12 protein-coding genes are annotated in these 13,553 nt (G+C 71.6%); 9 read left to right on the top strand and 3 right to left on the bottom strand.

Translation table 11 applies throughout. From position 1 onward, the window contains the following. Positions 1-232: 232 nt before the first annotated feature. Positions 233-499, bottom strand: coding sequence for a 30S ribosomal protein S20 (gene rpsT, locus OG753_RS15780; protein WP_030384651.1), 267 nt, complete (start codon positions 497-499; stop codon positions 233-235). 256 nt (positions 500-755) lie between these two features. Here rpsT and lepA point away from each other — a divergent pair, with 256 nt between their 5' ends. From lepA to hemW, 3 genes are all read left to right on the top strand, one after another. Beyond that, positions 756-2,621, top strand: a complete 1,866-nt coding sequence (lepA, locus tag OG753_RS15775; protein ID WP_405788844.1) for a translation elongation factor 4 — start codon at positions 756-758, stop codon at positions 2,619-2,621. Positions 2,622-2,856: 235 nt separating this feature from the next. Then, on the top strand, positions 2,857-4,749 hold the full coding sequence (locus tag OG753_RS15770) for an AMP-dependent synthetase/ligase (protein ID WP_327262424.1): 1,893 nt from the start codon (positions 2,857-2,859) through the stop codon (positions 4,747-4,749). A gap of 184 nt (positions 4,750-4,933) precedes the next feature. Further along, complete coding sequence (gene hemW / locus OG753_RS15765; protein ID WP_327262423.1) at positions 4,934-6,166, top strand: radical SAM family heme chaperone HemW; 1,233 nt, start codon at positions 4,934-4,936, stop codon at positions 6,164-6,166. Between the two features lie 49 nt (positions 6,167-6,215). Here the strand turns inward: hemW and OG753_RS15760 are convergent, their stop codons facing one another. Both OG753_RS15760 and OG753_RS15755 read right to left on the bottom strand, forming a co-directional pair. Continuing rightward, a complete protein-coding gene (locus OG753_RS15760; RefSeq protein WP_405788843.1) occupies positions 6,216-7,040 on the bottom strand; it encodes a DUF3097 domain-containing protein in 825 nt (274 codons plus the stop codon). A gap of 28 nt (positions 7,041-7,068) precedes the next feature. Then, positions 7,069-7,794, bottom strand: a complete 726-nt coding sequence (locus tag OG753_RS15755) for an MBL fold metallo-hydrolase (protein ID WP_383199977.1) — start codon at positions 7,792-7,794, stop codon at positions 7,069-7,071. A 148-nt stretch (positions 7,795-7,942) separates the two neighbouring features. Here OG753_RS15755 and hrcA point away from each other — a divergent pair, with 148 nt between their 5' ends. The 6 genes from hrcA (at position 7,943) to OG753_RS15725 (ending at position 13,513) form a co-directional block, all read left to right on the top strand. Then, the gene (hrcA, locus tag OG753_RS15750; protein WP_031150930.1) at positions 7,943-8,959 is read left to right on the top strand and encodes a heat-inducible transcriptional repressor HrcA; all 1,017 of its coding nucleotides are present in this window, start codon (positions 7,943-7,945) and stop codon (positions 8,957-8,959) included. Next, positions 8,960-10,099, top strand: a complete 1,140-nt coding sequence (gene dnaJ / locus OG753_RS15745) for a molecular chaperone DnaJ (RefSeq protein WP_030010180.1) — start codon at positions 8,960-8,962, stop codon at positions 10,097-10,099. It begins immediately after the preceding gene. Positions 10,100-10,255: 156 nt separating this feature from the next. Further along, positions 10,256-11,347, top strand: a complete 1,092-nt coding sequence (locus OG753_RS15740; protein WP_405788841.1) for a nitronate monooxygenase — start codon at positions 10,256-10,258, stop codon at positions 11,345-11,347. After that, complete coding sequence (locus tag OG753_RS15735) at positions 11,344-12,090, top strand: 16S rRNA (uracil(1498)-N(3))-methyltransferase (protein WP_327262419.1); 747 nt, start codon at positions 11,344-11,346, stop codon at positions 12,088-12,090. Before OG753_RS15740 ends, OG753_RS15735 begins: the two co-directional genes overlap by 4 nt. 154 nt (positions 12,091-12,244) lie before the next feature. Next, positions 12,245-12,604: a histidine triad nucleotide-binding protein gene (locus tag OG753_RS15730; protein ID WP_327262418.1), complete on the top strand. Its 360-nt coding sequence runs from the start codon at positions 12,245-12,247 to the stop codon at positions 12,602-12,604. A gap of 3 nt (positions 12,605-12,607) precedes the next feature. Continuing rightward, positions 12,608-13,513: a ribonuclease Z gene (locus OG753_RS15725; protein WP_327262417.1), complete on the top strand. Its 906-nt coding sequence runs from the start codon at positions 12,608-12,610 to the stop codon at positions 13,511-13,513. Positions 13,514-13,553: the final 40 nt, after the last annotated feature.

Below are 13,553 nucleotides of genomic sequence, written 5' to 3'. Positions count from 1 at the left end.
GCACCGCGTACCGCCTCAGCACCTGTACGACAGAGCCGGCACGGCCCGGTGGGCGTGTCCGGCAGCACGAAGGCCCCGGCCGCCACCCTGGGGAAGGGTGGTGGCCGGGGCCTTCGGTACTTCTGGATTGCTCCGCACCCGCGTGGCGAACGCTTCGTGTGCGGAGCGGGGTGCCGGTCAGGAGCGGGAGAGAGGGCCCACTGGGTCCCTTCCGGCGATCACATCAGGGAGCTCAGCCCTGCAGGGAGGCAACCTTGGTGGCCAGCGCCGACTTCTTGTTGGCGGCGGCGTTCTTGTGGATGACACCCTTCGAGACAGCCTTGTCGAGCGCACGCGCGGCAGCGCGAGAAGCCACGGTGGCCTTCTCGACGTCACCGGCGACGACGGCCTCGCGGGCCTTGCGGATCGCGGTCTTGAGCGAGGACTTGACGGCCTTGTTGCGCAGGCGCGCCTTCTCGTTCGTCTTGTTCCGCTTGATCTGGGACTTGATGTTCGCCACGAAAGAGCCTTTTCAGGTTCAGAGTTTTGTTCTTCGGATTGTGCCTCGACAGCTGAGAGGGCATACGAGACACAGCTGCCCAGGCTACCAGGCACGCTCCTGGCGGCCCAAACCGAGCGCACTGCCCCGTCCATGGGACCATGGGAGTCTGCGTATAGATCCGACATCGCGCCGCCGACGGCGACGGGAGCCGGACTTTCGCTCCCACCGACGCTCCGCAAACGCTTCCGACTGCGACCGAGAATCAGGACACTGCGTGCCCGCGACCCCCAGCCACGTGCCCGAGCCGAGCCGTACCGACTCGGCGCTGATCCGCAACTTCTGCATCATCGCGCACATCGACCACGGCAAGTCGACCCTTGCCGACCGGATGCTCCAGATCACCGGTGTGGTCGACCAGCGGCAGATGCGCGCCCAGTACCTCGACCGCATGGACATCGAGCGTGAGCGCGGCATCACGATCAAGTCCCAGGCGGTCCGTCTGCCCTGGGCACCCACCACGGGCGAGGGTCAGGGCAACACCCACATCCTCAACATGATCGACACCCCCGGGCACGTCGACTTCACCTACGAGGTCTCGCGCTCCCTCGCCGCGTGCGAGGGCACCGTCCTCCTGGTGGACGCCGCCCAGGGCATCGAGGCCCAGACCCTCGCCAACCTGTACCTGGCGATGGAGAACGACCTCGCGATCGTCCCCGTCCTGAACAAGATCGACCTGCCGGCCGCCCAGCCGGAGAAGTTCGCCGAGGAGCTCGCGAACCTCATCGGCTGCCAGCCCGAGGACGTGCTGCGGGTCTCGGCGAAGACCGGCCTCGGTGTCGAGGCGCTCCTCGACAAGGTCGTCGCCACGGTCCCGGCCCCGGTCGGCGTCAAGGGCGCCCCGGCCCGCGCCATGATCTTCGACTCGGTCTACGACTCGTACCGCGGCGTCGTGACGTACGTACGTGTGGTCGACGGCCAGCTCAACAAGCGCGAGCGCATCCGGATGATGTCCACCGGCGCCACCCACGAGCTGCTGGAGATCGGTGTCTCCTCCCCGGAGATGACCCCCTCCGACGGCATCGGCGTCGGCGAGGTGGGCTACATCATCACCGGCGTGAAGGACGTCCGTCAGTCCAAGGTCGGTGACACGATCACCAGCCTGCACAACGGCGCCACCGAGGCCCTCGGCGGTTACAAGGACCCGCGGCCGATGGTCTTCTCCGGCCTGTACCCGCTCGACGGCTCGGACTACCCGGACCTGCGCGAGGCCCTGGACAAGCTGCAGCTCAACGACGCCGCGCTGGTCTACGAGCCGGAGACCTCGGCGGCGCTCGGCTTCGGCTTCCGCGTCGGCTTCCTCGGCCTGCTCCACCTGGACGTGGTCCGCGAGCGCCTGGAGCGCGAATTCGGCCTCGACCTGATCGCCACCGCGCCCAACGTGGTCTACCGGGTGGTCATGGAGGACGGCAAGGAAGTCACCGTCACCAACCCGAGCGAGTTCCCCGAGGGCAAGATCTCGGACGTGTTCGAGCCGGTCGTCCGGGCCACCGTGCTCGCGCCCACCGAGTTCATCGGCGCGATCATGGAGCTGTGCCAGCAGCGCCGCGGCACCCTCCTCGGCATGGACTACCTCTCCGAGGACCGGGTCGAGATCCGCTACACCCTCCCGCTCGCGGAGATCGTCTTCGACTTCTTCGACCAGCTGAAGTCCAAGACGCGCGGTTACGCCTCCCTCGACTACGAACCCACGGGCGAGCAGTCCGGCAGCCTGGTCAAGGTCGACATCCTGCTGCACGGCGACAAGGTCGACGCCTTCTCCGCCGTCACGCACAAGGACGCCGCCTACGCCTACGGCGTGCGCCTCGTCGCCAAGCTGCGCGAGCTCATCCCGCGGCAGGCCTTCGAGGTGCCGATCCAGGCCGCGATCGGCTCCCGCGTCATCGCCCGCGAGACCATCCGCGCCATCCGCAAGGACGTCCTCGCCAAGTGCTACGGCGGTGACATCTCCCGTAAGCGGAAGCTGCTGGAGAAGCAGAAGGAGGGCAAGAAGCGGATGAAGATGGTCGGCTCCGTCGAGGTGCCGCAGGAGGCCTTCATCGCCGTCCTCTCCAGTGACGAGTCCGGCGGCAAGAAGAAGTAGTAGTCCCGCCGTCACCCGACGCGAGCAGGCCCCCGCACTCCGGTTCGGGGGCCTGTTTCGTTATGAAGCGGCCGCTCGCGGGCTCTTACGCAGGCGCCGGACGCGCTCTAGTCTGATCACTGCTCGACGGTTACTCGCCAGTTTAAAAAGTCAATGGCTGCAAACCCGCCAGTCCCCAAGCGCCCCCAGCGCCCCACGCCCACGCTCTGCCGCGTGGAACGGTCCGGAGGATGTCGTGAGCGACACACAGACCTATCTCGAGAACCGCCCGCCCACCGTGGCGGTGCTCTTCCTTGAGCGCGTCGCAGCGACGCCGAACGACGAGGCCTACCGGTATCCGGTGCCCGCGGCCGCCGGCCGCGGAGGCCCCGACGACTGGAAATCACTCAGCTGGGGCCAGGCGGCCGAGCGGGTATTCGCCATCGCTGCCGGACTGATCTCCCTCGGCCTGGAGACGGAGCAGCGCGTCGCGCTCGCCTCCGAGACCCGGGTCGACTGGATCCTCTCCGACCTCGGCGTGATGTGTGCCGGCGGCGCGGTCACCACGATCTACCCCAGCACCAACGCGGACGAGTCGGCCTTCATCCTCTCGGACTCCGAGAGCCGGCTGCTCATCGCCGAGAACGGGAAGCAGCTGGCGAAGGCGCGTGAGCGCCGCGCCGACCTGCCGAACCTCGCACACGTCGTGGTCCTGGACGCCGCCGACGCGGTCGCGGCCGAGGGCGACCCCGAGGGCTGGGTGCTCTCCCTCGCCGAGCTGGAGGCGCGCGGCACGGAGTACCTCGCCAAGCACCCCGAGGCGGTCAGGGAGCGGATCGCGACGATCACCTCGGACCAGCTCGCGACCCTCATCTACACCTCCGGCACGACCGGCCGCCCCAAGGGCGTCCGGCTGCCGCACGACAACTGGTCGTACCTGGCCAAGGCCATGACGGCCACCGGGCTGATCGGCAAGGACGACGTCCAGTACCTGTGGCTGCCGCTGGCCCACGTCTTCGGCAAGGTACTGACCTCCGGCCAGATCGAGGCCGGTCACGTCACCGCCGTCGACGGCCGCATCGACAAGATCATCGAGAACCTGCCGGTCGTGCAGCCGACCTACATGGCCGCCGTCCCGCGCATCTTCGAGAAGGTCTACAACGGCGTGGCCGCCAAGGCCCGGGCCGCCGGCGGAGCCAAGTACAAGATCTTCAAGTGGTCGGCGGGCGTCGCCCGCGAGTACGCCAAGGTCACGCAGGACAACTTCCGCCGCACCGGCCGGGCCACCGCCCCCTTCGGCCTCACCACCCAGCACAAGATCGCCGACGCGCTCGTCTACTCCAAGCTCCGCGACGCCTTCGGCGGCAAGCTCCGCGCCGCCGTCTCCGGCGCCTCCGCCCTGGCACCCGACATCGGCTTCTTCTTCTCCGGCGCGGGCGTGCACATCCTGGAGGGCTACGGCCTGACCGAGTCCAGCGCGGCCTCCTTCGTCAACCCGGGCGAGGCCTACCGCACCGGCACGGTCGGCAAGCCGCTCCCCGGCACCGAGGTCCGCATCGCCGACGACGGCGAGGTCCTGCTCCGCGGCCCCGGCATCATGCAGGGCTACCACGGGCAGCCGGACAAGACCGCCGAGGTCCTGGAGTCCGACGGCTGGCTGCACACGGGCGACATCGGCGAGCTGTCGGCCGACGGCTACCTGCGCATCACCGACCGCAAGAAGGACCTGATCAAGACCTCGGGCGGCAAGTACGTCGCCCCGGCGGAGATCGAGGGCCAGTTCAAGGCGATCTGCCCGTACGTGTCGACGATCGTCGTGCACGGCGCCGACCGTAACTTCTGCTCGGCGCTGATCGCCCTCGACGAGCCGTCGATCCTGGTCTGGGCGGCCGACAACGGGCTGGAGGGCAAGACGTACGGAGAGGTCCTGGCGGCGCCGGAGACCAACCGCCTGATCGAGACGTACGTCCAGACCCTCAACGAGGGTCTGCAGCGCTGGCAGACGGTCAAGAAGTTCCGGCTGCTGCCCCGCGACCTCGATGTCGAGCACGGCGACCTCACGCCCAGCCTGAAGCTGAAGCGGCCGGTGGTCGAGCGTGAGTTCAAGCACCTGATCGAGGAGATGTACGAGGGGTCCCGCGAGGCGTAGCGCCTGCGGCGGGCCCGGCGGGGCGGGGCGGTGGACCGCCCCGCGGCCCCGCCGTTCCCGGGCGGCCCCGGGTGTCGGCCGGGAGCCGGCTCCCGGGACTCCGCCCCGGACCCCGCGCCTCAAACGCCGGCGGAGCCGGCGTGCGTGGGGCCGGGCGGTGTGGTGGGTGCGGGATGATGGGGGTATGCCTTCCGCACTCCCCGACGGTGAACCCATGCCCGAAGACGGCTCGCTGCCGTCGCATGCCCTGGTGGGCGCGGGGGAGCGGCCGCTCGGGTTCTACCTGCACGTCCCCTACTGCGCCACGCGCTGCGGCTACTGCGACTTCAACACCTACACGGCCACCGAGCTGCGGGGCACCGGCGGTGTGCTCGCCTCCCGGGAGAACTACGCCGACACCCTGATCGACGAGGTCAGGCTGGCGCGGAAGGTGCTCGGGGACGACCCGCGGCAGGTCCGGACCGTCTTCGTCGGCGGCGGCACGCCCACGCTGCTGCCCGCCGCCGACCTCGTACGCATGCTCGCGGCGATCCGGGACGAGTTCGGCCTGGCCGAGGACGCCGAGATCACCACCGAGGCCAACCCGGAGTCGGTCGACCCTCGGTACCTGGCCGAGCTGCGCGCCGGGGGCTTCAACCGGGTCTCCTTCGGCATGCAGAGCGCCAAGCAGCACGTCCTGAAGGTGCTCGACCGCACCCACACGCCGGGGCGGCCCGAGGCGTGCGTGGCGGAGGCGCGGGCGGCGGGCTTCGAGCACGTCAACCTCGACCTGATCTACGGGACGCCCGGGGAGTCCGACGAGGACTGGCGCGCGACGCTCTCGGCGGCGCTGGGGGCCGGGCCCGACCACATCAGCGCCTACGCGCTGATCGTCGAGGAGGGCACGCAGCTGGCGCGCCGGATCCGCCGGGGTGAGGTCCCGATGACGGACGACGACGTCCACGCCGACCGGTACCTGATCGCGGACTCGGTGATGGCCGGGGCGGGGTACTCCTGGTACGAGGTCTCCAACTGGGCCACCTCGGAGGCCGGGCGCTGCCTGCACAACGAGCTGTACTGGCGCGGCGCCGACTGGTGGGGCGCCGGGCCGGGCGCGCACTCGCACGTGGGCGGGGTCCGGTGGTGGAACGTGAAGCACCCGGGGGCGTATGCCGCGGCGCTCGCGGAGGGGCGGTCGCCCGGGGCGGGACGGGAGCTCCTGTCGCAGGAGGACCGGCGGGTGGAGCGGATCCTGCTGGAGCTCCGGCTGGTGGACGGGGTACCGCTGTCGCTGCTGGCTCCGGCCGGGCTGGCGGCGTCCCGCAAGGCCCTTGCGGACGGGCTGCTGGACCCGGGGCCGTACGAGGGCGGGCGGGCCGTGCTGACGCTGCGCGGGCGGTTGCTGGCCGATGCGGTGGTCCGGGACCTGGTGGACTGAACGGCCTGCGGCGCCGCTGCCGGGAGCGCTGCCCCCGGACCCCCGCGCCTCAAGCGCCGGCGGGGCTGGATGCGGCGGGGGTCGTGACGTGGTCGATGAGGTGTTCCACCGAGCCCAGGAGGGTCGGTTCCAGGTCCCGGTACGAGGTCACCCGGGACAGGATGTGCTGCCAGGCGGCGCCGGTGTTCTCCGGCCAGCCCAGGGCCCGGCAGATGCCCGTCTTCCAGTCCTGGCCGGGCGGGATCACCGGCCACGCCGGGATGCCCAGCGCGGACGGTTTCACGGCCTGCCAGACGTCCACGTACGGGTGGCCCACGATCAGGACGTCCGGCGAGGTCACCGACGCCGCGATGCGGGACTCCTTCGAGCCCGGGACGAGGTGGTCGACCAGGACGCCGAGGCGGGCGTCCGGGGCCGGGGCGAAGTCGGCGACGATCGCCGGGAGGTCGTCGATGCCCTCCAGGTACTCCACCACCACGCCCTCGATCCGCAGGTCGTCACCCCAGACCCGCTCCACCAGCTCGGCGTCGTGCCGGCCCTCGACGTAGATCCGGCCCGCCCGTGCCACCCGCGCCCGCGCTCCCGGGACGGCCAGTGAGCCCGACGCCGTCAGACGTGGCCCGGAGGGCCTGCGCGCGGGCCGGACCAGGGTGACCACCTCGCCGTCCAGCAGGAACCCGCGCGGCTCCATCGGGAACACCCGCCGCTTGCCGAAGCGGTCCTCCAGGGTCACCGTGCCCGCCTCGCAGGCCACCACCGCGCCGCAGAAGTCCGTACCGGCCACCTCGACCACGAGGTCGGGGTCCGCCGCCACCTCCGGCACGGCCTTGGGTCGCTTCCACTGCGGGGTCAGGTCGGGGGAGTACTCGCGCATCCGGCCGACAGTAGGAGAGCCTCGCGCGTCACGCCTCCGACACGCCGAAACGGGCCGCCAGTGTGGCGCGTTGCGCACGGACGAAGCCCGCGTCGACCACCGCTCCGTGACCCGGTACGTACAGTGCGTCGTCCCCGCCCAGCGACAGCAGCCGGTCCAGGGCTGCGGGCCACTGCCCCGGCGTGGCGTCAGGGCCCGCCTGGGGCTCGCCCGACTCCTCGACCAGGTCCCCGCAGAAGACCACCTCGCGCTCGCCCGGCACGAAGACGGCCAGGTCGTGCCCGGTGTGCCCGGGCCCCACATTGGCGAGCAGCACCTGGACGCCCCCCAGTTCCAGCGTCCACTCGCCGGACACCGCGTGCCGGGGCGGCACCAGCAGGTCCACCGCCTCGGCCGCCTCCGCCTCCGCGAGCCCGTGCCGCACCGCGTCCCCGCGCAGCTCCTCGCGGCCCGTCGACAGCACCGCGGCGAGCCCGACCGCGCCGAACACCTCGGCCCCGGCGAAGGCGGCCCCGCCCAGCACATGATCGAAATGACCGTGGGTGAATGCGATATGGGTCACGCGCCGGCCCGTCAGCCGCTCCGCCTCGGCGCGCACCTCGGCGCCCTCGCGCAGGCACGACCCGGGGTCGATCAGGAGGACCGAATCCTCGCCCACCACCAGCCCCACGGTGCAGTCCCACACCGGCAGCCGCCGCCGGCCGGCCCGTCCGGTCAGCCGTTCCCAGCCGGACTCTTCCCAACGCACGTCCATACGGCGACGCTACCCTGGCGGGCCTCCCTTGCCAGGGGCTTACCGCCCGGCCGTACACTGAGCGGGGGCTCTCTGGCACTCGAACGATCAGAGTGCCAACGACCACGGCAGAACACGGCAACGGACCACAGCTGGAGGTGTGCGCGCGATGCTGAGCGAACGCAGACTCGAAGTGCTGCGCGCCATCGTCCAGGACTACGTCGGGACGGAGGAGCCGGTCGGCTCCAAGGCGCTCACCGAGCGGCACCGGCTCGGCGTCTCGCCCGCCACCGTGCGCAACGACATGGCCGTGCTGGAGGAGGAGGGCTACATCGCCCAGCCCCACACCAGCGCCGGCCGGATCCCCACCGACAAGGGCTACCGGCTCTTCGTCGACAAACTGGCGGGGGTCAAGCCGCTGTCGTCGCCCGAGCGCCGGGCCATCCAGAACTTCCTCGACGGCGCCGTCGACCTCGACGACGTGGTCGGCCGCACGGTGCGGCTGCTCGCGCAGCTCACCCGGCAGGTCGCCGTCGTCCAGTACCCGAGCCTGACCCGGTCGACCGTCCGGCACGTGGAGCTGCTCTCGCTGGCTCCCGCGCGCCTGATGCTCGTACTGATCACGGACACCGGACGCGTCGAGCAGCGGCTCATCGACTGCCCGGGCCCCTTCGGGGAGACCTCGCTGGCGGACCTGCGGGCCCGGCTCAACAGCCGGGTCGTCGGGCGGCGCTTCACCGATGTGCCCCCGCTCGTCCAGGACCTCCCCGAGTCCTTCGAGGCGGAGGACCGCGGCACGGTCTCCACCGTGCTCGCGACACTCCTCGAGACCCTGGTCGAGGAAGCCGAAGAGCGGCTGATGATCGGCGGTACCGCCAATCTCACCCGCTTCGGACACGATTTTCCCCTGACGATCAGGCCGGTGCTCGAAGCGCTGGAGGAGCAGGTCGTGCTCCTCAAGCTGCTGGGCGAGGCCAACGAGTCGGGAATGGCCGTACGGATCGGGCATGAGAACGCCTACGAGGGACTGAACTCCACGTCGGTCGTCTCGGTCGGTTACGGTTCGGGCGGCGAAGCAGTCGCCAAACTCGGCGTGGTCGGACCGACCCGCATGGACTACCCCGGAACGATGGGAGCGGTACGCGCAGTGGCACGTTACGTCGGACAGATCCTGGCGGAGTCGTAAGTGGCCACGGACTACTACGCCGTTCTCGGCGTGCGCCGCGACGCATCGCAGGACGAGATCAAGAAGGCCTTCCGGCGCCTCGCGCGTGAACTCCACCCGGATGTGAATCCGGATCCGAAGACGCAGGAGCGCTTCAAGGAGATCAACGCGGCCTACGAGGTGCTCTCGGACCCGCAGAAGAAGCAGGTCTACGACCTCGGCGGCGACCCGCTGTCCTCCTCGGGCGGCGGCGGCGGAGCGGGCGGATTCGGGGCGGGTGGCTTCGGCAACTTCTCCGACATCATGGACGCCTTCTTCGGCCAGGCCTCGCAGCGCGGCCCGCGCTCGCGGACCCGGCGCGGCCAGGACGCCATGATCCGCCTCGACCTGGAGCTGGACGAGGCGGCCTTCGGGACCACCAAGGACATCCAGGTCGACACGGCCGTCGTCTGCAACACCTGCTCCGGCGAGGGCGCCGCTCCCGGCACCTCGGCGCAGACATGTGACATGTGCCGCGGCCGCGGTGAGGTCTCGCAGGTCACCCGGTCCTTCCTGGGCCAGGTCATGACCTCGCGCCCCTGCCCGCAGTGCCAGGGCTTCGGCACCGTGGTCCCGACCCCGTGCCACGAGTGCGCGGGCGACGGCCGGGTCCGCTCCCGGCGCAGCCTCACGGTCAAGATCCCGGCCGGTGTCGAGAACGGCACCCGGATCCAGCTCGCGGGCGAGGGCGAGGTCGGCCCTGGCGGCGGCCCCGCCGGCGACCTGTACGTGGAGATCCACGAGCTGGCGCACCCGACCTTCCAGCGCCGCGGGGACGACCTGCACTGCACGGTCACCATCCCGATGACGGCGGCCGCGCTGGGCACCAAATGCCCGCTGGAGACCCTCGACGGGCTGGAGGAGATCGACATCCGGCCCGGCACCGGGTCCGGCCAGGCGATCCCGCTGCACGGGCGCGGTGTCACCCACCTGCGCGGTGGCGGACGCGGCGACCTGATCGTCCACGTCGAGGTGACCACCCCGGGCAAGCTGGACGCCCAGCAGGAGGACCTGCTCCGCCAGCTGGCGAAGCTGCGCGGCGAGGAGCGGCCGATGGGCCAGTTCGCGCCGGGTCAGCAGGGCCTGTTCAGCCGGCTGAAGGACGCCTTCAACGGTCGCTGACCGACCTGGATCCACCGTCACGAGCCCGGCCAGGGAATTCCCGGGCCGGGCTCGTCGCATGGCCCCAGCGGGGCCCGGAACGCCGCCGGGAAGCGGACTATGCCAGGCGAATGCCATGATTCGGCCGCCCGCCCGGGACGTGGCACGATGCAGTCCATGTCCTCGGCACCGAACGGTCTCTCCCCGTACCCGATCGTGCAGGCTCCCATGGCGGGCGGCGCCTCCTGTCCCCCGCTCGCCGCGGCCGTGTGCGAGGCGGGCGGACTGGGGTTCCTGGCCGGCGGCTACAAGACCGCCGACGGGATGTACCAGGAGATCAAGCAGGTGCGGGCGCTCACCCGGCGCCGCTTCGGCGTCAACCTCTTCATGCCGCAGACCGGTTACGTCGACCCGGCCGCCGTGGAGGCGTACCGCGGGCAGCTGGCCGGCGAGGCGAGCTGGTACGAGATCTCGCTCGCCGAGGAGGACATCATCGGCACCAGCGACGACGGCTACGACGCCAAGCTGGCCATCCTCCTCGAAGACCCGGTCCCCGTGGTCTCGTTCACCTTCGGCTGCCCCTCCTCCGCGGCCCTCGCCGCCCTGCGCAAGGCCGGTACGTACACCGTGGTCACGGTGACCTCCGTCGAGGAGGCCCGCAGGGCCCAGCACGCGGGCGCCGACGCGGTCTGCGTCCAGGGCGCCGAGGCCGGCGGTCACCAGGGCACCCACCGGGACGATCCGCAGATCGACGGCACGGCGGCCGTGGGCCTCCTCGCACTGGTGGGCCAGGTACGGGAGGCCGTGGCCCTTCCGATCATCGCGGCGGGCGGCCTCATGCGGGGCTCGCAGATCGCGGCCCTGCTGGCGGCCGGCGCGGACGCGGCGCAGCTCGGGACGGCCTTCCTGGCCTGTCCCGAGTCGGGGGCCGACCCCGTGCACAAGAAGGCGCTGACGGACCCGCTGTTCGTCCGCACCGAACTGACCCGGGCCTTCTCCGGGCGGCCGGCACGGGGGCTGGTGAACCGCTTCATGCGCGAGCACGGCCCCTACGCCCCCGCCGCATACCCCCAGGTCCACCACCTGACCTCGGGGCTGCGCAAGGCGGCCGCCGCGGCCGGGGACCCGCAGGGCATGGCCCTGTGGGCGGGCCAGGGGCACCGGCTGGCGCGGCCGCTGCCGGCGGGGGAGCTGGTGGAGGTGCTGGCCGCCGAACTGGCGCAGGCACAGAGCACGTTGAAGGAAATGCAGATGAGGAGTGCGTCATGACCGCCCCGGTGTTCGTGGTGGAGGAGGTCCCCGCGGGACCGGAGTTCGTGCTGGACGGCCCGGAGGGCCGGCACGCCGTCTCCGTGAAGCGGCTCAACCCGGGCGAGGACGTCGTCCTCACGGACGGCCGCGGTCACTGGGCGGAGGGCGTGGTCAAGGCCGCCGAGGGCAAGGACCGGCTGGTCGTCATGGACCTGCACGCCATCGCGGAGGAGCCGGAGGCGGAGGTCCGGATCACGGTGGTCCAGGCCCTGCCCAAGGGGGACCGGGGCGAGCTGGCCGTCGAGACGATGACGGAGACCGGCGTGGACGCCATCGTGCCGTGGCAGGCCTCGCGCTGCATCACGCAGTGGCGCGGCGACCGCGGGGCCAAGTCCCTGGCCAAGTGGCGGGCCACGGCCCGGGAGGCGGGCAAGCAGTCCCGCCGGGTGCGCTTCCCGGAGGTGGCCGAGGCCATGTCCACCAAGCAGGTCGCGGCCCTCTTGGCCGACGCGGACCTGGCGATGGTGCTCCACGAGGACCGCGACACCCCCTCCGGGGCGCTGGCCACCGTCGAACTCCCGAAGACCGGCTCCGTCGTGCTGGTGGTCGGGCCGGAGGGCGGTGTCTCCCCGGAGGAACTCGCGGTCTTCGCCGGGGCCGGCGCCCACCCCTACCGCCTGGGCCGCTCCGTGCTGCGCACCTCCACGGCCGGTACGGCGGCGGTCGCCGTCCTGCTGGCCCGCACGGGCCGCTGGTCCTGAGGGCCCGCTCCGGATCCTGAGGGCCCGCTCCGATCCCCGGTCCTAGCGGCCCTCCGGCCCCGGACTTCGGCCCACCGGGCCGAAATGCCCGCCCGTGGCAGGTGTCGGGCTGGATACGATGCCCGGACCGATCACCGTCACGGGAGGCTCAGCAATGGCCGGGGAACCGCAGGCCGACTGCCTGTTCTGCAAGATCGTCGCGGGGCAGATCCCCGCGACCGTGGTACGGGAGAGCGAGACCACGGTCGCCTTCCGGGACATCAACCCGCAGGCGCCCACGCACGTGCTCGTGATCCCCAAGGTGCACTACGCCGACGCGGCCTCCCTCGCCGCGGCCGAGCCGGCCGTCGCCGCCGACATACTGCGTGAGGCCGCACAGGTCGCCGCCGACGAGAAGATCGTCGACCACGGCTACCGGGTCGTCTTCAACACCGGCTCCGGCGCCGGGCAGACCGTCTTCCACGCCCACGCGCACGTCCTCGGTGGCCGCGGCCTCCAGTGGCCCCCCGGATAGCACGTGTCCGTACGAGAGTTCGTGGTGCTGGGCACCGCCAGTCAGGTGCCCACCCGCCACCGCAACCACAACGGCTACCTGCTGCGCTGGGACGGGGAGGGCATCCTCTTCGATCCGGGCGAGGGGACCCAGCGCCAGATGCTGCGTGCCGGGGTGGCCGCGCACGACATCAACCGGATCTGCATCACCCACTTCCACGGTGACCACAGCCTCGGCCTCGCCGGAGTGATCCAGCGGATCAACCTCGACCAGGTCCCGCACCCCGTCACCGCGCACTACCCGGCCTCCGGGCAGAAGTTCTTCGACCGGCTGCGCTACGCCACGGCCTACCGCGAGACCGTCCCGCTCCGCGAGGAACCGGTCGCCGCGGACGGCACGCTGGCACAGGGGTCCTCGTACGTCCTGGAGGCCCGGCTGCTCTCGCACCCGGTGGAGTCCTTCGGCTACCGGATCACCGAGCCCGACGGGCGCCGCATGGTGCCCGGGCTGCTCGCGAGGCACGGGATCAAGGGGCCGGACGTCGGCCGGATCCAGCGCGAGGGGCAGCTCGACGGCGTCACCCTGGACGAGGTCAGCGAACCCCGGCCCGGGCAGCGGTTCGCGTTCGTCATGGACACCCGGCTCTGCCCCGGCGTGTACGCGCTCGCCGAGGGCTGCGACATGCTGGTGATCGAGTCGACCTTCCTCGACGAGGACGAACGGCTGGCCACCGATCACGGGCACCTCACCGCCGGCCAGGCGGCGCGGGTGGCGCGGGACGCGGGCGTGCGGCACCTGGTGCTGACGCACTTCTCGCAGCGCTACACCGACCCCGCCGAGTTCGAGCGCCAGGCGCGTGCGGCCGGCTTCGAGGGAGACCTCACGGTGGCCGCGGACCTGATGCGGGTCCCCCTGCCCAAGCGGGGCTGACGGCGGGCACGGACCCCGCCCGGGGCCGTGTTCGCCGAGT

This window comes from Streptomyces sp. NBC_00029 (genome assembly GCF_045160505.1).
Classification (GTDB): domain Bacteria; phylum Actinomycetota; class Actinomycetes; order Streptomycetales; family Streptomycetaceae; genus Streptomyces.
Note: the sequence above shows the minus strand (reverse complement) of the source record. Positions and strands in the feature narration are given on the sequence as shown.